General features: G+C 75.8%; 16 protein-coding genes. 7 read left to right on the top strand and 9 right to left on the bottom strand.

Translation table 11 applies throughout. The features are described from left to right. Window positions 1–123: 123 nt before the first annotated feature. Window positions 124–2631: a DEAD/DEAH box helicase gene (gene sftH / locus Cch01nite_RS14435; RefSeq protein WP_203756883.1), complete on the top strand. Its 2508-nt coding sequence runs from the start codon at window positions 124–126 to the stop codon at window positions 2629–2631. A gap of 82 nt (window positions 2632–2713) precedes the next feature. Here the strand turns inward: sftH and Cch01nite_RS14430 are convergent, their stop codons facing one another. From Cch01nite_RS14430 to ssd, 7 genes are all read right to left on the bottom strand, one after another. Further along, the gene (locus Cch01nite_RS14430; RefSeq protein WP_239070599.1) at window positions 2714–3139 is read right to left on the bottom strand and encodes an Rv3654c family TadE-like protein; all 426 of its coding nucleotides are present in this window, start codon (window positions 3137–3139) and stop codon (window positions 2714–2716) included. Beyond that, window positions 3136–3516 (bottom strand): TadE family type IV pilus minor pilin, encoded by a 381-nt coding sequence (locus tag Cch01nite_RS14425; RefSeq protein ID WP_203756297.1) that lies wholly within the window; start codon window positions 3514–3516, stop codon window positions 3136–3138. The genes Cch01nite_RS14430 and Cch01nite_RS14425 overlap by 4 nt, the downstream gene beginning before the upstream one ends. Next, the gene (locus Cch01nite_RS14420) at window positions 3513–3926 is read right to left on the bottom strand and encodes a DUF4244 domain-containing protein (protein ID WP_203756295.1); all 414 of its coding nucleotides are present in this window, start codon (window positions 3924–3926) and stop codon (window positions 3513–3515) included. The genes Cch01nite_RS14425 and Cch01nite_RS14420 overlap by 4 nt, the downstream gene beginning before the upstream one ends. 177 nt (window positions 3927–4103) lie before the next feature. Beyond that, entirely contained in the window at window positions 4104–4517 is a 414-nt protein-coding gene (locus Cch01nite_RS14415) for a type II secretion system F family protein (protein WP_203756292.1), read from the bottom strand. A 246-nt stretch (window positions 4518–4763) separates the two neighbouring features. Next, a complete protein-coding gene (locus Cch01nite_RS14410; protein WP_239070598.1) occupies window positions 4764–5522 on the bottom strand; it encodes a type II secretion protein F in 759 nt (252 codons plus the stop codon). Further along, window positions 5519–6898 carry a TadA family conjugal transfer-associated ATPase gene (locus tag Cch01nite_RS14405; protein WP_239070596.1) on the bottom strand — a complete coding sequence of 460 codons (1380 nt, stop codon included), beginning with the start codon at window positions 6896–6898 and terminating at the stop codon, window positions 5519–5521. The genes Cch01nite_RS14410 and Cch01nite_RS14405 overlap by 4 nt, the downstream gene beginning before the upstream one ends. Continuing rightward, window positions 6895–7662, bottom strand: a complete 768-nt coding sequence (gene ssd, locus Cch01nite_RS14400; RefSeq protein WP_239070592.1) for a septum site-determining protein Ssd — start codon at window positions 7660–7662, stop codon at window positions 6895–6897. Before ssd ends, Cch01nite_RS14405 begins: the two co-directional genes overlap by 4 nt. A gap of 221 nt (window positions 7663–7883) precedes the next feature. On the opposite strand from ssd, the gene Cch01nite_RS14395 reads away from it, so the two are divergent. Next, window positions 7884–8735, top strand: a complete 852-nt coding sequence (locus Cch01nite_RS14395) for an HAD family hydrolase (protein ID WP_203756283.1) — start codon at window positions 7884–7886, stop codon at window positions 8733–8735. Window positions 8736–9074: 339 nt separating this feature from the next. On the opposite strand, the gene Cch01nite_RS14390 is transcribed toward Cch01nite_RS14395, so the two are convergent. Next, window positions 9075–10067: a Fic family protein gene (locus tag Cch01nite_RS14390; protein WP_275407214.1), complete on the bottom strand. Its 993-nt coding sequence runs from the start codon at window positions 10065–10067 to the stop codon at window positions 9075–9077. Between the two features lie 57 nt (window positions 10068–10124). On the opposite strand from Cch01nite_RS14390, the gene Cch01nite_RS14385 reads away from it, so the two are divergent. Next, a complete protein-coding gene (locus tag Cch01nite_RS14385; RefSeq protein ID WP_203756280.1) occupies window positions 10125–11519 on the top strand; it encodes an NAD-dependent malic enzyme in 1395 nt (464 codons plus the stop codon). Window positions 11520–11543: 24 nt separating this feature from the next. Here the strand turns inward: Cch01nite_RS14385 and Cch01nite_RS14380 are convergent, their stop codons facing one another. Then, a complete protein-coding gene (locus Cch01nite_RS14380; protein ID WP_203756277.1) occupies window positions 11544–12665 on the bottom strand; it encodes an NADH:flavin oxidoreductase/NADH oxidase in 1122 nt (373 codons plus the stop codon). A 91-nt stretch (window positions 12666–12756) separates the two neighbouring features. Here Cch01nite_RS14380 and Cch01nite_RS14375 point away from each other — a divergent pair, with 91 nt between their 5' ends. The 4 genes from Cch01nite_RS14375 (at window position 12757) to Cch01nite_RS14360 (ending at window position 18842) form a co-directional block, all read left to right on the top strand. Further along, window positions 12757–13689, top strand: a complete 933-nt coding sequence (locus Cch01nite_RS14375; RefSeq protein ID WP_203756274.1) for a formate/nitrite transporter family protein — start codon at window positions 12757–12759, stop codon at window positions 13687–13689. 60 nt (window positions 13690–13749) lie between these two features. Continuing rightward, window positions 13750–14865: a hypothetical protein gene (locus tag Cch01nite_RS14370; RefSeq protein WP_203756271.1), complete on the top strand. Its 1116-nt coding sequence runs from the start codon at window positions 13750–13752 to the stop codon at window positions 14863–14865. Between the two features lie 162 nt (window positions 14866–15027). After that, window positions 15028–17049, top strand: a complete 2022-nt coding sequence (gene acs / locus Cch01nite_RS14365; RefSeq protein ID WP_239070589.1) for an acetate--CoA ligase — start codon at window positions 15028–15030, stop codon at window positions 17047–17049. 452 nt (window positions 17050–17501) lie between these two features. Continuing rightward, complete coding sequence (locus tag Cch01nite_RS14360) at window positions 17502–18842, top strand: HNH endonuclease signature motif containing protein (RefSeq protein WP_203756268.1); 1341 nt, start codon at window positions 17502–17504, stop codon at window positions 18840–18842. Window positions 18843–19202: the final 360 nt, after the last annotated feature.

Here is a 19202-nt window from a genome sequence, read left to right as displayed (position 1 = left end):
CGGGTCCCGTCCGGGTCGCATCCCTGGCAACCCACACCTCCGCGCCGGTGCGAGGATGACGCCGTGGTCCGGACCGGCGAGCTGCTCGACGTGCTGCTCGCCGCAGGGCGGCGGGCGGACCGGATGACGCACGTCCGGCACCTCCCCGCACGCCCCGGCGAGCAGGTCGACTGGCCCGCGTGGGCGGACGCCGACCTCGTCCAGGGCTACCGCGCGCTCGGCGTGGACCGGCCCTGGCGCCACCAGGCGGAGGCCGCCGACATCGCCCGGTCCGGCCGCCACGTGGTCCTCGCGACGTCCACCGGATCCGGCAAGTCACTCGCGTTCTGGCTCCCGGCCCTCACCGCGGCCCGGACCGCCGTCGCGTCGTCGACCCTCGACCCGGGGCGCATCGAGTCCGTCGGGCGGCGCGCGAGCACGCTGTACCTGTGCCCGACGAAGGCGCTCGCCGCCGACCAGCGGCACGCCCTCGACCGGCTCCTGACGGCGTCGCGCGCCCGTGACGTGCGGGTCGCGACGTGCGACGGCGACACCTCGCTGGACGAACGGCGCTGGGTGCAGGAGTACGCCGACGTCGTGCTCACGAACCCGGACTTCCTGCACTTCGCGCTGCTCCCCCAGCACCGACGGTGGGCGCGGCTGCTCGGCTCGTTGCAGTACGTCGTGCTCGACGAGTGCCACGCGTTCCGCGGGGTGTTCGGCGCGCACGTCGGGCTCGTGCTGCGCCGGCTGCGGAGGCTGGCCGCGACGTACGGCTCGTCGCCCGTCTTCCTGCTCGCGTCCGCCACGACGTCGGACCCTGCCGCGAGCGCCGCGCGCCTGCTCGGCGTGGAAACCTCCGAGGTCACCGCCGTCACGGCCGACGCGTCGCCCGCGGGCCGCAAGACGTTCGTGCTGTGGCAGCCCCCCGAGCTCCCCGGCGGGGACGCGCCCTGGTCGGACCTCCTGCCCGACGACGACCCGTGGGCCACCGCCCTGCCGCTCCCGGCCGCCGCGACACGGGCACCCGACGACCGCGCTCCCCCGGGCCCCGAGGACGTGTGGGCGACCACCGACCAGGGACCGCTCGCCGGGTCGCCCGACGCCGAGGGCTCGGGTCCGCTGGGCACCGGCGAGCGCCTCACCGCCGAGCCCGCCGACCGGCCGCGGCGCACCGCCACCGCGGAGATCGCCGACCTGCTCGCCGACCTCACGGTCGCGGGCGCGCGGACGCTCGCCTTCACGCGGTCCCGCCGGGGCGCCGAGTCGGTCGCGGCGTCGACGCGCGGCCACCTCGAGGAGATCGACCCCCAGCTCGCCCGCCAGGTGTCCGCGTACCGGGGTGGGTACCTGCCCGAGGAGCGGCGGGCGCTCGAGGCCGCGATCCGCACCGGTGACCTGCGCGCGCTCGCGACGACCAACGCGCTCGAGCTCGGCGTCGACATCTCCGGGCTCGACGCGGTGCTCATCGCGGGCTGGCCCGGGACCCGGGTGTCGCTGTGGCAGCAGGCGGGTCGGGCGGGCCGGGCCGGTGCCGACGGGCTGGTCGCGCTCGTGGCCCGTGAGGACCCGCTCGACACCTTCCTCGTGCACCACCCCGAGGCGATCTTCGAGACGCCGGTCGAGGCCACCGTCTTCGACCCGACCAACCCGTACGTGCTCGCCCCGCACCTGTGCGCCGCGGCCGCCGAGCAGCCGCTGCGAGCCGAGGAGCTCGGGCTGTTCGGGGAGCGGGCGGCGGACCTGCTCGCCGAGCTCGTCGAGCGGGGCGCCCTGCGTCGCCGTCCGTCGGGCTGGTACTGGACGCACGCCGAGCCCGCGAGCCGGCTCACCGACCTGCGGGGGTCCGGCGGCGACCCGGTGCGTGTCGTCGAGTCCGTGACGGGGCGGCTGCTCGGCACCGTCGACGCGGGCTCGGCGGACTCGACCGTGCACCCCGGTGCGGTCTACGTGCACCAGGGCGCGACGTTCGTGGTCGACGAGCTGCACCTCGAGGACGGCGTCGCGCTGGTGACCCGGCGGGACGTCGACTACGGGACCTGGGCACGCTGGGTGACCTCCACGGAGATCCGCTCGGTCGACGAGTCGGTCGCCTGGGGGCCGCTCACCTGGGGCTTCGGGGCCGTGGACGTCACGACACAGGTCCTCGGCTACCAGCGCAAACGCATCCCCGACCTGCAGGTCCTGGGCAGCGCCGAGCTCGACCTGCCGGCCCGGACCCTGCGGACCGCAGCCGTGTGGTGGACCGCACCGGCCGAGGTCGTCGAGGCGGCAGGGGTCACCGTCGAGGCGCTTCCCGGAGCGCTGCACGCCGCCGAGCACGCCTCGATCGGTCTGCTCCCCCTCCTCGCCACGTGCGACCGCTGGGACCTCGGCGGGTTGTCGACCGCGCTCCACGTCGACACCGAGCACGCCACCGTCTTCGTGCACGACGCCTACCCCGGCGGCGCCGGGTTCGCCGAGCGGGGGTTCCGGCTCGGTGCCACGTGGCTCCGGGCGACCCGGGACGCGATCGCCGCCTGCCGGTGCACGTCCGGGTGCCCGGCGTGCGTGCAGTCGCCGAAGTGCGGCAACGCGAACAACCCGCTGGAGAAGGCGGCGGCGATCCGCCTGCTCGACGCCGTCCTGGCGCACGCCCCCGCGTCGCCGTAGGCGGACCCTCACAGCGCGGCACCGCCACGGCGCGACGGGAGCACCTCGACGAGGCAGCCCGTCGCCGAGCCGAGCCAGGCGGTCACGGCGTCGGCTCGTCGCTGTGCAACGGTCCTGCGCGGGCGGACGCGACCGCCGTGCCCCACGCGGCCGGCCTGGACACCCCGACGGCGAGCACGCCGGCCCCTTCGTCGTCGCACGCCGCGAGCCGGGCACCGTTGCGGCGCACGACCTCCGCAGCAACGGCGCACGGCTCACCGAGCACGTCGCCGCGGCCCGTGGCGGCGTCACGCATCGCCGTCGCGCCCGCGATCGCTGCGAGGTCGGCGGCCGACTGCGCCCTTGCCCGCGCGACCTGCGCCGAGACCACCAACGACAGCGCGGCGCCGAGCGTGACGACCACCGCGACCACTCCGAGCAGGAGCACCGTCCCGGAGCCGCGTTCCGGGTCGTCCGCGACGAGAGGTGCCCAGGTCGGGGTCCGGCGTCCCGCTGGTTGACCGATCACGGCGACCCCGCAGGCAGGCGCGGCTCTGCCCGGCCGACGGCGTCCGCCCGGACCCGCATCGGGCCGAACCGGCCACCGAACCCGACGGCGGCCTCGACGTCGACCGTCACCCAGCCGTCGTCCCGGGTGACGACGACCCGCGCGCCGTCGCCGGCGACACGCCTGGCCGACGCGGCGACAGCGGCGTCGTCCTCACCGAGCGCGGCCGCTCGCGCACCCGTGCGCGCGCCGTCGGCGCACCTGGTCTGCGCCACCGCCGCGGACGCGACGACGAGCACCATGACGAGCACGAGCGCGACCGCCGGGAGCCCGACCGCCAGCTCGGCGGTGACGCTCCCGCGGTCGCCCTCCGGCACGTTGCGCAGCGGGCGCCTCATGACGTCAGGGCCTGACGTACGAGGGCCATGAGCATGGACCTGACCTCGTTCCCCTTGAGGATCACGACGAGCAGGCCGGCGAACCCGACGGCGGCGAGCGTCGCGATCGCGTACTCGGCCGTCGCCATCCCTGCGTCTGCTCCGACCTGCCGCAGGTGGGCGGCTCGCCTCACGACGCGCGCACCGGTCGTCGGACGGATCGCGCGCCAGCGTGCTCGCCCGGTCAGGTTCCCGGTCGCCGCCACGAGCGGAGGGCCGTCGACCGGCAGGTCGTACGACCGTGCGGTCGATCCACCGATCGGTGCGGCGGTCCCCGCTGCGATCGATCCGGCGTCGACGAGGTCGCGGACGGCCTTCGACTCGTCCGGGTGGTCGACCTCGAGGATCGCGGTCCTGGTCTGTGGGGTCATGGCGCTGTCTCCTTCGGCGTCTCGTCCACCGCGGTGCCGCGGCTCGCGCCCAGCCTTCCGACCCGGCTCCGTCGTCCCGGCCCCCGTCGCCCGTGCCCGGGAGCCGGTTCGCCGCGCGGCGGGCTGTGGGCGGCTCGTGACGGGTCCCGCGGCCCGACCGGGCGCCGCCGGCTCCGCTCACGGCACGAGCCCACGCGCGAACGAGAGCACCATCGGCACGATCCCGAGCAGGACGAATGCGGGCAGGAAGCAGACCCCGAGGGGCAGCACGAGCCGTACGCCGAGGCTGCCTGCCGCCTCCCGGACCCGGCTGCGACGGTCCCGCCGGACCGCCTCCGCAGCCGCGCGAAGGGCTGGTCCGGGCGCGGAGCCGGTCACCCACGCCGGCTGAAGGGCCTCGGCGACGACACGGAGCTCGTCGCCGGCCCCCGACCATGCGGTCGACCACGATGCACCGAGCACCAGCGCGGCGCCGGCCCGCCGCAGCACGTCACCACGCGCACCGCCGACGGCATGGCCCACGGCCCCGAGCGCCCGCGGCAGCGCGACCCCGGTGGCGACCGCCGCGTCGACCAGTTCGAGGACCAGCACCACGTCGACCGTGACCGGCGGCTCCGGTCGGACCGACCGGCGCCGGCGCGGGTCCGTGGCGCCGTCGTTCGCGGGCGACCGGCCCGACCGGAGCGTCCTCGATCGAACCCGAGGCGGCTGCCACGGCAGGCACCCACCCCAGGACGCAACCGCCACGACGAGTCCGCACGTGACGGCACCCGTCGCGATCACCGACTCCACCCCCGCCACGTCACGACACCCGCCCCCACCCCGTCGCCACACCCGTCACGACGGCCGCCCCGACGCCGCGGCGCGGCGCAGCAGCCCGTCGGTCCAGACGCGACCCACGGCGAGCAGCGCCACCCCGAGCACCGCCGCCAGAGCGCCGGCCCCGCCGTGCCCGACGGCCGCGACGGGGTCCGCTCCGAGCGCGGCACCGACGAGCAGCCCGAGCAGCGGCAGGCCCGTCAGCACGCGAGCGGTGGCCCGGGGACCCGCGACGGCTGCGCGGACCTCGGCCTCCGCCTCGGCGTCGGCCGCGATCGCGCCGGCGAGCCGTTCGAGGACGCCTGCCAGCGGGGCGCCCAGGTCGTCGGCCAGCGCGGTCGCGGCCAGGACGGCGGCGACGCGTTCCCGGTGAGCGGCGGTGCCGGGCGAGGTCACGCCACCCGCACGCCCCAGGGCAAGCCCGACGCGGACGGCGCGGATGGCGCGGTCGACGGGCGGGAGCAGCCGTGACGGCAAGGGTGACGTGGCGGCGACCAGCTCGGCAGCGGTCGGGACGTCTCCACCCGCCGGCCCGCGACCCAGCGCCCGGCTCCATGCCGTCGCCGGGGTCGCGCCGGCCCTGAGCTGCGCCGACACGACATGCAGCGCCGCGGCGAGGTCCACGATGGGTCCGATCGGTGTCGCGGTACGCGAGAGCCGCCACCCGCGGTCGTGACGGCGCCCCGGCGCGACCGGATGCGCGGGCGGACGCGCGGGCGGACCGCACGTCGCGAGCACCGTGCCCGCCACCGCGACGCCGACCAGCAGGGCGCTCACGGGCCCACACCAGGGACCGACCGAGACACCTCGGGGTGGTGCACGGCCTTCGCCGTCAACGCTGCGTCGAGCAGGCCAGCTTCCCGCCCCGCCACCGCCGACCGCTCGGGCTCTCGCGGAGCCGCCTCGGCCGGGACCCGCTCCGTCCCGAGGCGGGCGACGAGCGCCTCCCAGGCCGGCCCCCGCTCGCTCGTGCCGCCCGCGTCGCACCGCAGCGCGCTCCCGACCTCGAGCGTCCCGTCCGGACGGCGCCGGAAGACCCCGACCTCGGCGAGGTACCGGGTCGTCCGCTGCGCGCCGGACCGCCTGAGGTGCAGCACGGCGTCGAACGCGCTCGCCGCCTGCGCGGCGACGGCCTCACGCGACAGCCCGGCGAGCGCGCCGAGGGCGTCGAGCCGGGCGGGCACGTCGGCGGCCGTGTTGGCGTGCAGGGTCGCGCAGCCTCCGTCGTGGCCGGTGTTCATCGCGGTCATGACCTCGCGGACCTCGGCGCCGCGGCACTCGCCGAGCACGATCCTGTCGGGCCGCATCCGCAGCGCGTGGCGGACCAGGTCGGACAGGTCCACCCGGCCTGCGCCGTCGACGTTCGCGCGCCGGGCGAGGAGCCGGACGACGTGCGGATGAGCCGGAGTCAGCTCTCCGGCCTCCTCGATGACGACGAGGCGCTCGTCGGGCGCGACGAGGGACAGCAGGGCGGCGAGGAGGGTCGTCTTGCCCGAACCCGTGCCGCCGGTCACGAGGAGGTTCGCCCTCGACGCGACGAGCGCGCGGACCACCGGCACGGCCGCCGGCGCGAGGGTGCCGAGCCGCACGAGCTCGTCGACGGTGAACGCCCGGGAGCGCACGACCCGCAGGCTCAGCAGCGTCCCTGCCCCTGCGACCGGTGGCAGCACCGCGTGCAGGCGGGTGCCGTCGGGGAGCCGGGCGTCGACCGCCGCGCACGCGTCGTCGAGCCGCTGCCCGCCGGCCGCGGCGAGCCGGACGGCGAGGGTGCGGACGTCGGCCTCGGAGCCGAGGTCGACGTCCGCGCGGGTCAGCCGGCCGGCCCGTTCGACCCAGACGTCGCGCGGTCCGTTGACGAGCACGTCGGTGACCGACGGGTCGTCCAGCAGCGGCTGGAGCGGGCCGGCGCCGTAGAGCTCGTCCCTCGCCCTGCCGGCGATCTCGGTCAGCGCGCGGGATCCCAGGACGGTGCCGCGTTCCCGTGCGGCCGCGTCGACGGCCGCTCGCAGCACGTCGTCGTCCGGTGGTCCACCTCCGGCGCCGGCGTCGGGCTGCGCGCGCAGCCGGTCCCGCACGGCGTCGAGCACGGAGCTGAGCACGGAGTCGAGCACGGTGTCGAGCACGACGCCGAGCGGTGCACGGTCGGCGCTCACCGGGCACCCACGACCAGGTCGCGCACGAGGCGCTCGGCGGTTCGCGCCAGGGCCCCCGCCCGGGGTGTGACGCCGCGCTCCACAGCGGCGGCGAGCCGCCGGTCGTGCCGCACCGCGCCGACGAGCGGGAGGTCCACGGCCTGCGCGAGCTGCGCGGCACCGAGCCCGCCGGGTGCGGGCCCGCGGGCGACGAGGCCGACCTCCGCCCCCGAGCCGGTCAGCTCGGGGCGCATCGCGAGGACCCCGGCAACGGTGCGCAGGTCCCGGGGCGCCACGACGAGCACGGTGTCGCAGGCGCGGAGCATCGACTCCCCGGCCACCACGGCCGCACGGTCGAGGTCGAGCACGAGCGCGCCGACCGTCACGGACAGGGCATGCAGCACGTCGGCCGCCACCGGTGCCTCGGGCGGTGTGGGCCGGGAGCGGTCCGCGCTCAGGACGGCGCACGAGCCCCACCGCGGCAGCAGCGCGACGACCTCGGCGCCCGACACCTCGCCGAGCGCCGATGCCAGGTCGGGCCAGCGGACGCCGTCGGCCCCCTCGAGCCCCAGCATCACGTCGATCCCGCCGGATCCGCGGTCGAGGTCGACGAGCACGGTGGAGGTCCGTCGGGCGAGCCGGGCGGCCACCGCCGCCGCGAGAGTCGACGCCCCTGCCCCGCCTCGGCCGGCGACGACGCCGACCACCGAGGCACGCACCGCTGCCTCGCCTGGCGCGGCGACGACGGGCCACCGCCCGACCTCGGCGACGTCCGACCTCCGCACGCTCTCTCCACCCGGCATGCGACCGCACGTTGCCGTCTGCCGGCCCGGCCCGGGCGCGGCGGACGACGACACCGTGGACGACTGCGGGATCCACGGGGCTGTGGGCGCGTCGCCGCACGTCAGCCGTGCCCGTCGTGGGTGCCTCCCACTAGGCTCGCCGCGACCAGACCCGACGGACGGGACCTGCCCTGCGCGCACCCGCCCGCGACACCCGGAGCAGCATGGACGAGCACCCGACGCCCGAGGCGTCGCCGGCGGTCTCCCCCGCCCGCCAGGCGGTGCCCCGCGCCCGCGAGGCGGCGTTCTTCGACCTCGACAAGACGATCATCGCCACGTCGTCCGCGACGGCGTTCTCGCGCCCGTTCCTCGCGGAGGGGCTGCTCACCCGCCGCACCGTGGCCCGGACGGCCTACGCGCAGCTGCTGTACCTGCTGGGAGGCGCGGACGAGGAGCAGACGGAGCGGCTGCGCGTGCAGCTCTCACGCATGGTCGAGGGGTGGGACGTCGCGCAGGTGTCGGCGATCGTCGCGGAGACCCTGCACGAGTCGATCGACCCCGCCGTCTACGCCGAGGCCGTCGCCCTCATCGAGGAGCACCACGCCGCGGGACGCGACGTCGTGGTCGTGTCGGCGTCGGGCAGCGAGATCGTCGAGCCGATCGCGGCCGTGCTCGGCGCCGACCACGTGATCGCGACGCGGATGGCCGTGGCGGACGGGCGGTACACGGGCGGGATCGACTTCTACGCGTTCGGCGAGAACAAGGCGACCGCGATCCGCGAGCTCGCCGTCGTGCAGGGCTACGACCTGGACGCCAGCTACGCCTACTCGGACTCGATCACCGACGCGCCGATGCTGGCCGCGGTCGGTCACGGCTTCGCGGTGAACCCGGACCGGGCGCTGCGCCGGCTGGCCGTCACGGAGGGCTGGGGGACGCTGTCGTTCACCAGGCCGGTGTCGCTGTTCGCCTTCGCGCGGCCGCCGGCGCGGGTGGTGAGCGTCGGTGTCGTCGTGGTCGCGGCCGGTGTCGTGGTCCTCGCGTGGTGGCTCGCCCGCAAGCGCCGCCGAGCCGGCTGACCGCCCGCAGGGCCGCGACGCGGGCGACGAACCCCGGGTCCGCATGTCGGACCGACATCCCGACATGTGGGCACCCCGGGGCCGTGACCAGCACAGTCGACGGCAGGGGTGGGATTCCGCTGCGGGGTGAGGTACCAAGGATCCACAACTGGATCGCCGCGAGGGTACCCACGCGCAGGGCAGCCCACCTATGGGCAGGTCGACCGGGCTGGTCCCGTCGCGACCGAGACGAAGCACGCCTGATCACCCTCCCGGCACCGGTCGGCGACGGCGCTCCCACGGGGGCGCCGTTGTTCGTCCCAGGGGGTTCGGGTCAGCGGTTCGGGTCGGCGGTTCGCGTCAGGCGTGCGCGCCCCGGCCGGCGAGCACGGCGTCCGCCACCGCCCTGGCCCGGTCGGCACCGTCCACCGCCCCCGCCGCGCACGTCCGCACCCACGCCGCGACACCGTCGGACGTCCCCGTCGCGAAGCCCGCCGCGGCCGCCAGGTACGGGTTCGGCGCCGCCGCCCAGCCCGGCTCGGGCAGCAGCGACCCCGTCGGGTCGAGCCCGCGCGACGTCACGAGCAGACGGGCCACGGCGCGCGCCACCACCGCGTTCCCCGCGACGAACGGCCGCAGCGCGAGCAGCTCGCCGTGCACCACCGCGGCGACGACGAGCGCGGGCGCCCGCGTCGACGCCACGGTCCTCGCCAGGAGCTCCAGGCGTGCGGCGACGTCGTCCCCGACGGGCGCGGGCCCGAGACCGGTGAGGTCGCGCGGCGCCTCGGCGTGCCGCACGCGCCCGATGACGGCCGGGTCGAGCCAGCCTCCCGTCGCCGCCGCGTGCACCCCGGCCAGCAGCTGCCCGAACGGGGGCAGCGCGGCCTGACCGCGGGCGCCGAGGTCGGGCATGAGCCGTTCGACGAACGCGGTGGCCCGCACCGCCCCCCACGCGACGCCCTGCGTTGACGAGGGCGGCGACGCGGACGGCCCGGTCGCGAGCGCCCGGACCGCGTCCAGCGGCACCCGCGCCCCGTCGAGCGCGGCGCTCGCCTGCGCGCCGCGCAGCCCCGCCTCGACCCGCACCTCGCGCCACCGCCGGCGGTACGCCTCGTGCCAGCGCAGCTCCTCGCACGCGACGCGCGCCGCGTCCACCGCCGCGGCCACGCCGGGCAGCCCGACGAGTGCCGCGAGCGGGTCCGTCGACGGCCCACCGGCCGGACCGGCAGCACCCGCCGAACCGGCAGCGCCGACCGGCCCCCCGGCGCCGAGCGAGCCGACACCACGCCCGTCCGCGCCCCCGGGCGCACTCCCGTCCGGGCTCCCGCCCACGCTCACGCCCGTCCCCGGCACGCCGACACCCTACGAGCCCACGTGCGCCGCACACCCCTCGCGCCACACAATGACCGCATGTCAGGACCGAGCGTCTCGTCGTCCATCACGGCACGGCTGGAGGTGCAGGCCCGCCCGACCGCGGTGAGCGAGCTGACCACCGCGATCGAGGCGGCCGGGGGTGTGGTCACGGCGCTCGACGTCACGGCGTCCGGCCACGAGCAGATGACGGTCGACGTCACGTGCGCGACCCGTGGCGAGCAGCACGCGGCGGACATCGTCGAGGTGCTCAGGGCGTTGCACGGGGTCGTCGTCGAGCGTGTGAGCGACCGGACGTTCCTCATGCACCTCGGCGGCAAGATCTCGATCGAGTCGAAGGTGCCGCTGCGCAACCGCGACGATCTGTCGATGGTCTACACGCCGGGCGTCGCGCGGGTGTCCGAGGCCATCGCAGCGCACCCGGAAGACGCGCGCCGGCTCACGATCAAGCGGAACACGATCGCGGTGGTGACGGACGGGACGGCGGTGCTCGGCCTCGGGAACATCGGCCCGCTCGCGTCGCTGCCGGTGATGGAGGGCAAGGCGGTGCTGTTCAAGCGGTTCGCGGGCATCGACGCGTTCCCGATCGCGCTCGACACGACGGACGTCGACCAGATCGTCGAGACGGTGTGCGCGATCGCCCCGGTGTTCGCGGGGATCAACCTGGAGGACATCTCCGCGCCGCGGTGCTTCGAGGTGGAGCGGCGGCTGCGGGACCGGCTCGACATCCCGGTGTTCCACGACGACCAGCACGGCACCGCGATCGTGGTGGTCGCGGCGCTGACGAACGCGCTCAAGGTCGTCGGCAAGAAGATCGACGAGGTCCGGATCGTGCTGTCCGGCGCGGGCGCGGCCGGCACGGCCGTCCTGCGGCTCCTGCTCGCCGCGGGCGCGAAGGACGTCGTCGCGGGCGACGTCGATGGCATCGTGCACCGCGACCGGCCGGGGCTGCCGCCGTCGCTCGAGTGGTGCGCGGAGGTCACGAACCCGCGCGGCGTCACGGGTTCGATCGTCGACGCGCTGGCGGGTGCCGACGTCTTCATCGGGGTCTCCGCGCCCGACATCCTCACGGGGCGCGACGTCTCGACGATGGCGCCCGACGCGATCGTGTTCGCGCTCGCCAACCCCCGCCCCGAGGTCGACCCCGACGAGGCCGCGCAGTACGCCGCCGTCGTGGGGACGGGCCGGTCGGACTTCGCCAACCAGATCAACAACGTGCTCGCGTTCCCGGGGGTGTTCCGGGGGCTGATCGACGCGCGCTCGCACGGCATCACCGACGGCATGCTGCTGGCTGCCGCGTACGCCCTCGCGTCCGTCGTCAGCGACGACGAGCTCAACCCGACCTACATCATCCCGAGCGTGTTCAACCCGGAGGTGACGACGCAGGTCGCCGCCGCGGTCGAGCGTGTCGCGCGGGCGTCGGGCGAGGCCTGAGGCGCCGCCCGACGCCCGACGCGGTCAGCGCCAGGTGCCGCGCGCGTACTGCGGCTGCCACCCGGTGACCTCGGCGAACCCGTCCACGTCGGCGGTCGGCTCCGCGACGGGCAGGTCCACGGTCGCCACCCCGAGCTCGTGCGCGGCGCGCAGCGGCCAGTGCGGGTCGCGCAGGGCACCGCGGCCGACGAGCACGGCGTCCGCCGACCCGTCGGCGAGCGTCGCCTCCGCGAGCCGGGGGTCGTCGAGCAGCCCGACAGCCGCGACGGGCAGGCCCGACGTCGCCCGCACCGTGCGGGCCGCCGGCACCTGGTAGCCCGGCCCGACGGGGATCTGGGCGGGTGCGTTGCCGCCGGTGGACACGTCGACGAGGTCGACGCCGTGCCCGGCGAGCTCCTTGGCGACGAGCGCGACGTCGTCGACGGTCAGCCCGCCGTCCACCCAGTCCGTGGCGGACAGGCGCACGAGCAGCGGGCGGTCGTCGGGCCACGCGGACCGGACGGCGTCGGTGACGTCGACGAGCAGCCGCATGCGGTTCTCGAGCGAGCCGCCGTACTCGTCGTCCCGCTCGTTGGACAGCGGCGAGAGGAACTGGTGCAGCAGGTAGCCGTGCGCGGCGTGCACCTCGACGACGTCGAAGCCTGCGGCGACCGAGCGCCGGGCGGCGGCCGCGAACTGCCGCGGCACGTCCTCGATCTCGGCGTCCGTGAGCGCGTGCGGGGCGACGTAGCCCGGGAACGACGACGTCGACGGACCGACCGTCCCCCAGCCGCCGTCGGACGGCGGGACGGAGCCCTGGACGGGCGCGAACGGGCGGTACGTCGAGGCCTTGCGGCCCGCGTGCGCGAGCTGCACGCCGACGCGGGTGCCGCGCGCGTGCACGAAGTCGGTCACCCGACGCCACGCGAGCGTCTGGGCCTCGTCCCACAGGCCGGTGTCCTGCGGGCTGATCCGGCCCTCCGGCACCACGGCCGTGGCCTCGGCGAGCACGAGGCCGAAGCCCCCGGAGGCGCGGGCGCCGAGGTGGACGAGGTGCCAGTCGGACGGGACGCCGTCCGTCGCGGAGTACTGGCACATCGGTGCGAGCCAGGCGCGGTTGGCGAACGTGGTGCCCCGGAGGGTGAGGGGTGAGAAGAGCGTGGTCACGTGCGCTCCCAACCCGCGCAGGGGCCGGATCCATTCCCGGGACGGCCCTTCGTCCCAGGAGACGGACGATCCGGACCGGCAGGCTGTGCGGGTGCTCACCATCCCCGAGGCAGTCGACGCCCAGGCCGACGCCGCCCACCACAAGGTGGACCTGCTCGCGACCCCTGGGCTGTTCCTGGTCCGGACGATGCTCGCGGGCGCGTTCATCGGCATCGGCGTGCTCATCATGTGCACGGCCGGCGGCCCGCTCGTCGCCGCCGGCTCGGCGTTCGCGCCGCTCGTCCAGGGGCTCGTGTTCGGCGTCGCCCTGACGATCGTCGTCGTCGCCGGTGCCGAGCTCGCGACCTCCGCGATGATGATCCTCACCCAGGGCGTCATGCGCGGCGTCGTCGGGTGGTTGCGCGCCATCGAGACGCTGCTCGCGTGCCTCGTCGGCAACCTGCTCGGAGCCGTCGTGTTCGCGACCCTCGTGCACCTCTCGGGCGTCCTGGCACCGGGCACCGCAGGCGGGACGGTGCTCGCCGGGATGATCGAGCACAAGGCCGCCGAGACCACCGGCCAGCTGTTCGTCCGGGGCATCCTGTGCAACCTGCTCGTCTGCCTCGCGATCTGGTGCGCGGGCCGGCTGCGCAGCGAGGGCGCGCGGATCGCGGTCGTCTTCGCGTGCGTCATGGTCTTCATCACGTCCGGGTTCGAGCACGTGGTCGCGAACATGACGACGTTCTCGCTCGGCATCATCGGCGGGCTCGAGGGAGCGACCATCGCCGAGATGGGCCGCAACATCCTCGCGGTCGGGCTCGGCAACCTCGTCGGCGGGGCGGTGCTCGTCGGGGCGGCCTACGCGTACGGCTCGGGGCGCCGTGCGGCACACGCCGCCGCGGCCGTCGATGCCGGGGCGGACCTCCCGGTGGGCCTCAGGACGGCACCGCTCGCGCGGGTCGTCGACGTGCCGCTCCTCGCCACCCGCTCGCTCGACGACACGGTCGCGCCGCCCAGCGAGCACCTGGCGGCCGCAATACGGTGAGGCGAACGGCGACGCCAGGGACGGTGTCGCACCGCGCGCCGAGCAGCCGAGGAGCACGCCATGAGCACCTCCGACCCGCACGCCACCCCCGACTCCCCCTCGGGCACCGGCGGAGCCTCGCCCGAGCCGCCCACGACCTCGACCGAGCCCGTGCCCGCTGGGCGCACGCGGACCACCGGGGCCGAGCCCGCCGCCGCACCCACGCCCCCCGCTGAACCTGCCGCGCCTACGCCCCCCGCTGAGGCGGCCGCGCCCGCTGGAGTTGCCGCACCCGCCGAGGCCGCCGCACCCGACGAGGCAGCCGCACCGGTCGAGGCAGCCGCACCCGTCGGGCCCGACGCCCCCGCGACGGCCCCGCCCGCACCCACCACCGAGGCCGTGCCCACGACCGACACGGGACGGCACGCCGTCGTCCGCCCCGCTCCCGAGCCTCCAGCCCCCGTCCCGGCCCCGGTCCCCGCCCCGACGACGCCCGACCCCGACGCACCGGACCCGGTCGTGGGCCGCACCGGCGCCGACCCCACGGTCGCCGCCGGTGCCGCGGCCGCCGGACGGCGCGACGCCCAGCGTGCCGCCGGAGCGACCCCGGACCCGCCACTCGCACCCGCCTCGTCGGACATCCCCCCGGCTCCGGACGCGCCCGAGCCGGTGCCTCCGGCGGCCCCCGAGGACCCGGTGCTGTTCCCCGACCCGCACGCTCCCCGCACCACGAGCGTCGGTGCGCACATCCTCGGCGTGGTGGTCGGCATCGTGCTGGCACCCATCGGCATCGCGATCACGCTGCTCGGCCAGTCGAGGATCCTGGCCGCCCAGGTCGACGGCTGGGACGGGTCGACGGAGGTGCTCGGGATCGTCCTGGTGACCCTCGGCCTGCTGCTGCTGGCCGTCGTCGTGCTGCTCGGCCTGTGGACGCCGGCGGTCCCGCTCACCGGCGGCGGGATCCTCACGCTCGCCGGAGCCGTGTTCCTGTACGCGCCGGCGCTCGCACGGGAGCAGACGCTGAACGTCCTGTCGTCGTCGGGGTGGCGCCTGACCGTCACCCAGGTGACCGTCGCGGGCACGTCGGGCACGCTCGTCGTCGCGGGGTTCCTGCTGCTCGTGGCCGGGCTGGTCGCGGCGCTGGCCCGGCGGTCCGGGGTGCGGCTCGGGGCGTTCCGGGAGCGGCACCGGGTCTGACCGCTGCGCCCTGGCCCGGGCAGGGGCGCCGGGCCAGGGCCCGTCCAGGCCCCCGCGGGCACCCGTGTGGTCCCCGTCACCCGTCCGGCTAGAGTGCGATGCCGGGTCCGGATCGCTCCCCGGGCCCTGACCGCACCGACGTCGCTGCTCAGGAGGTCGTACGTGACCGACATCCCCATCCCCAGCTCGATCCCCGGCTCCGAGTCCGCCGGCGGCCTCGAGAACCTGCTCACCGAGGACCGCCGCTTCCCCCCGTCCGCCGAGTTCGCCGCGCAGGCCAACGCGCAGCGCGACCTGTACGCGTGGGCGGCCGCCGACCGTGTCGGCTTCTGGGCGGACCAGGCGCGCGAGCTTCTCGACTGGTCGACGCCGTTCTCGGAGACCCTCGACTGGTCGGGTGCGCCCGTGGCGCGGTGGTTCGCGGACGGGAAGCTGAACGCCGCGTACAACGCGGTGGACCGGCACGTCGAGGCAGGCCGGGGCGACCGGGTCGCGCTGCACTTCGAGGGCGAGGGCGGCGACACCCGCACGCTCACCTACGCGGACCTGCAGCGGGAGGTGTCGAAGGCCGCGAACGCGCTCGTCGCGCTCGGCGTCGGCACCGGGGACCGGGTCGCGATCTACCTCCCGCTGATCCCCGAGGCGGTCGTCACGATGCTCGCGTGCGCCCGCATCGGCGCCCCGCACTCGGTCGTGTTCGGCGGGTTCTCGGCGGAGGCGCTGAGCTCGCGCATCAACGACGCGGAGGCGAAGCTCGTCGTCACGGCCGACGGCGGCTACCGCCGCGGGGCCGCGTCCGCGCTCAAGCCCGCCGTCGACGAGGCGATCGCCAAGGGCACGCCGTCCGTCGAGAAGGTGCTGGTCGTGAAGCGCACCGGCCAGGACGTCGCGTGGACGGAGGGCCGGGACGTGTGGTGGTCCGACGCCGTCGACACGGCCTCCGACCAGCACACGCCCGTCGAGCTCGAGGCCGAGCACCCGCTGTTCATCCTGTACACGTCGGGCACCACGGGGAAGCCGAAGGGCATCTTCCACACGACGGGCGGCTACCTCACGCAGGCCGCGTACACGCACCGCACGGTGTTCGACCTCAAGCCGGAGACGGACGTCTACTGGTGCACTGCCGACATCGGCTGGGTCACCGGGCACACCTACGTCGTCTACGGCCCGCTCGTCAACGGTGCGACGCAGGTCATCTACGAGGGCACGCCCGACACGCCGCACCGCGGCCGGTGGTGGGAGATCGTGCAGAAGTACGGCGTCACGATCCTCTACACCGCCCCGACCGCGATCCGGACGTGCATGAAGTGGGGCGACGAGATCCCCGGCCAGTTCGACCTCTCGTCGCTGCGCGTGCTCGGCTCCGTCGGTGAGCCCATCAACCCGGAGGCGTGGATCTGGTACCGCCGGGTCATCGGCGGCGACCGCACCCCGATCGTCGACACGTGGTGGCAGACGGAGACGGGCGCGATCATGATCAGCCCGCTGCCGGGCGTCACGGAGACCAAGCCGGGGTCGGCGCAGGTGCCGCTGCCGGGCATCGCGGCCGACGTCGTGGACGACGAGGCCCACTCCGTGCCGAACGGTGGCGGCGGCTACCTGGTGCTCACCGAGCCGTGGCCTTCGATGCTGCGCGGCATCTGGGGCGACCCGGAGCGGTACGCCGACACGTACTGGTCCCGGTTCGAGGGGCTGTACTTCGCGGGCGACGGCGCCAAGAAGGACGACGACGGCGACATCTGGCTGCTCGGTCGCGTCGACGACGTCATGAACGTGTCCGGCCACCGGCTGTCGACCACGGAGATCGAGTCCGCGCTGGTGTCGCACCCGTGGGTCGCCGAGGCGGCCGTCGTGGGCGCGTCGGACGACACGACGGGCCAGGCGGTCGTCGCGTTCGTGATCCTGCGCGGCGGCGGGGGCGGCGCCGACCGGTCCGGCGAGGACGTGCAGAAGGAGCTGCGCGACCACGTCGCGAAGGAGATCGGGCCCATCGCGAAGCCGAGGCAGATCCTCGTCGTCGCGGAGCTGCCGAAGACCCGGTCCGGCAAGATCATGCGCCGCCTGCTGCGTGACGTGGCCGAGCACCGTCAGGTCGGGGACGCGACGACGCTCGCCGACGCGTCGGTCATGGACCTCATCGCGTCCGGCCTGGCGGCGGGGTCGGCGGCGTCCTCGGAGGACTGACCGCTCCTGCGCTCTCGACGTGGGCCCCCGCCGATCGTTCGGCGGGGGCCCACGTCGTCCACAGGTTGTGGACGGCGGGGACGCGACGTCGGCGGCGATTCGTACACTTGTACGAACGCGGCGATTCGGACCGCATCACGAGAGGAGGCGTCGTGACCGCACTGCTGGATGCGCCCGTGCCAGCGATGCCCCCGGCGGCCGATCTCCTGGACCATCGGGCCGGCCCCGTCTGCGGCCCCGTCTGCGGCCCCGTCTGCGGCCCCGTCTGCCGCCCCGCCGGTGGCCCCGTCAGCCGCCTCACCGGCGGCCAGGTCAGCAGCGCCGACAGCGGCACGGTCATCAGTCCCGCGGTGAGCGCCGCCGGCGGCCCGCTCGGCAGCCCTCCGCGTGTCCCGGCGGAGGGTCCGCTCCGCGTGGACCTTCCGCGTGTCCCGGTGGAGGGTCCGCTCCGCGTGGCCGATCTCGCAGCGGTCGCCGAGGCGGTGGATCCCGCCGACCTCACCGATGCCGACCTGGTCGACGCCGTCACCCGGTGGCAGCGCGTCGTCACAGCGGCGACCGCGCGGCAGGCGGCCGTCGTCCGCGAGCTGGTCGCCCGGACGCCACCTCAGCACGTCCAGTGGGTGTCGGACGAGATCGCGTGCGCGCTGGCCACCACCCGGCGCACCGCGGACCGGATGATCGACCTCGCCGTGTCGCTCAACCGCTTCCCCGCGCTCGACGACGGCCTGCTCGCCGGCCGGCTCGACGCCCGGAAGGCGCACGTCATCCTGGACGAGACGGCCGGAGCGCCTCGAGAGCTCACCGCGGCGGTCGTCGGCGCGGCGTCGCACGCGGCGGGTTCGCTCACCGTCCCGCAGCTGCGCGCACAGGTCCGCCACACCGTGCTGCGGGCCGCCCCCGAGCACGCGGAGACGCGCTGCGCGACGGCGCGAGCGGAACGTCGCGTCGTCCTGGAGCCCGCCGACGACGCGATGGCCTGGATCAAGGCGTACCTGCCCGCCGAGGAGGCCGTCGCGGTCTTCACCGTGCTCGACGCCCTCGCAGACCGCGCCGACACCGCGAGCTCGTCCGCGTCGCGCGCACGACCGGCCCGTCCGTGGCAGCAGCCCACGACCTCGACGCCGACGGCGGCCGAGCGGGTCGACCAGCGGCGGGCGGACGCGTTCTCGGACGTCTTCCTCGCGATCCTCGACTCGTCGAACGGCCTCGACGGCGCACCGCTGCCGCGCCGGCACGGCATGCGACCGGCGGTGAACGTGACCGTCGCGGCCACCACGCTCCTGGGGCTCGACGAGGTCCCAGCGACGATCCCCGGGTACGGCGCGATCCCGGCTCCGCTCGCCAGGCGCCTCGCTCAGGACGGGACCTGGCGCCGGATCCTCACGGACCCGACGGACGGATCGGTCCGGGAGCGCGGCTCGACGACCTACCGTCCCGGGGCGGCCCTCGCGGGCACCGTCGTCCAGCGCGACGAGACCTGCCGGTTCGTCGGGTGCCGACAGCCTGCCGCCCGGTGCGACGTCGACCACGTCGTCCCGTTCGACGCGACTCGTCCCGCCCCTCCGCAGACGACCCACGCCAATCTTCATGCGCTGTGCCGCCATCATCACCGCGCGAAGACCCACGGACGCTGGGACGTCGAGCTCCGGTCGGACGGCACCGCGCTGTGGACGAGCCCGACCGGCGCCACCTACGCCCGCTCGCCCGCGCACGTGCACGCCGTATGGGAGGCGTTCGCTGCTCACCGACCGCCACCGACGGTCACCGCGACCGACCCTCCACCCTTCTGACAGCCCACCAGGTCCGGCAACCCGGATCCGAGAGCCCACGCGCGTTCGGCAGCCCGCTGTCGCTCGAGCCGAACGGGGCCACTCATGGCGTCGCTGTCGGCGTCTCAGGCCCTCGCACGTCCGTCAACCACGATGAAGCGTTTAGGCCGATGGAGCGCGTTTACCCGCTCTGGTTGTGTGACCCCGCACCCGCCCGTCGGCCGGCCGGCGGAACGGCGGGCGGGTGCATCCACCCACGAGAACCTTCGAGGCCGTCGCGCGCCCGCGACAGCCGAAGCTCAGGAACGAGGATGTCCATGAGGTCTCGACTTCCCCTGCTGTCCGCCGCCGTCGCGGCAGCGGTTGTCGCGCTGGGCGCGA

Origin of the sequence: Cellulomonas chitinilytica, assembly GCF_016862675.1 — a bacterium.
GTDB classification, from domain to species: domain Bacteria; phylum Actinomycetota; class Actinomycetes; order Actinomycetales; family Cellulomonadaceae; genus Cellulomonas; species Cellulomonas chitinilytica.
The sequence above is the reverse complement of the archived record's forward strand: the minus strand, read 5'-3'. Positions and strand labels throughout refer to the sequence as shown.

What these genes read in the sequence shown, in the direction of transcription:
- Cch01nite_RS14370 (WP_203756271.1), top strand. Translation starts at nt 13,750, where the DNA reads ATGAGCACCTCCGACCCGCACGCCACCCCCGACTCCCCCTCGGGCACC.
- Cch01nite_RS14395 (WP_203756283.1), top strand. Translation starts at nt 7,884, where the DNA reads ATGGACGAGCACCCGACGCCCGAGGCGTCGCCGGCGGTCTCCCCCGCC.
- sftH (WP_203756883.1), top strand. Translation starts at nt 124, where the DNA reads ATGACGCACGTCCGGCACCTCCCCGCACGCCCCGGCGAGCAGGTCGAC.
- Cch01nite_RS14420 (WP_203756295.1), bottom strand. Translation starts at nt 3,926, where the DNA reads ATGACCCCACAGACCAGGACCGCGATCCTCGAGGTCGACCACCCGGAC.
- Cch01nite_RS14385 (WP_203756280.1), top strand. Translation starts at nt 10,125, where the DNA reads ATGTCAGGACCGAGCGTCTCGTCGTCCATCACGGCACGGCTGGAGGTG.
- Cch01nite_RS14425 (WP_203756297.1), bottom strand. Translation starts at nt 3,516, where the DNA reads ATGAGGCGCCCGCTGCGCAACGTGCCGGAGGGCGACCGCGGGAGCGTC.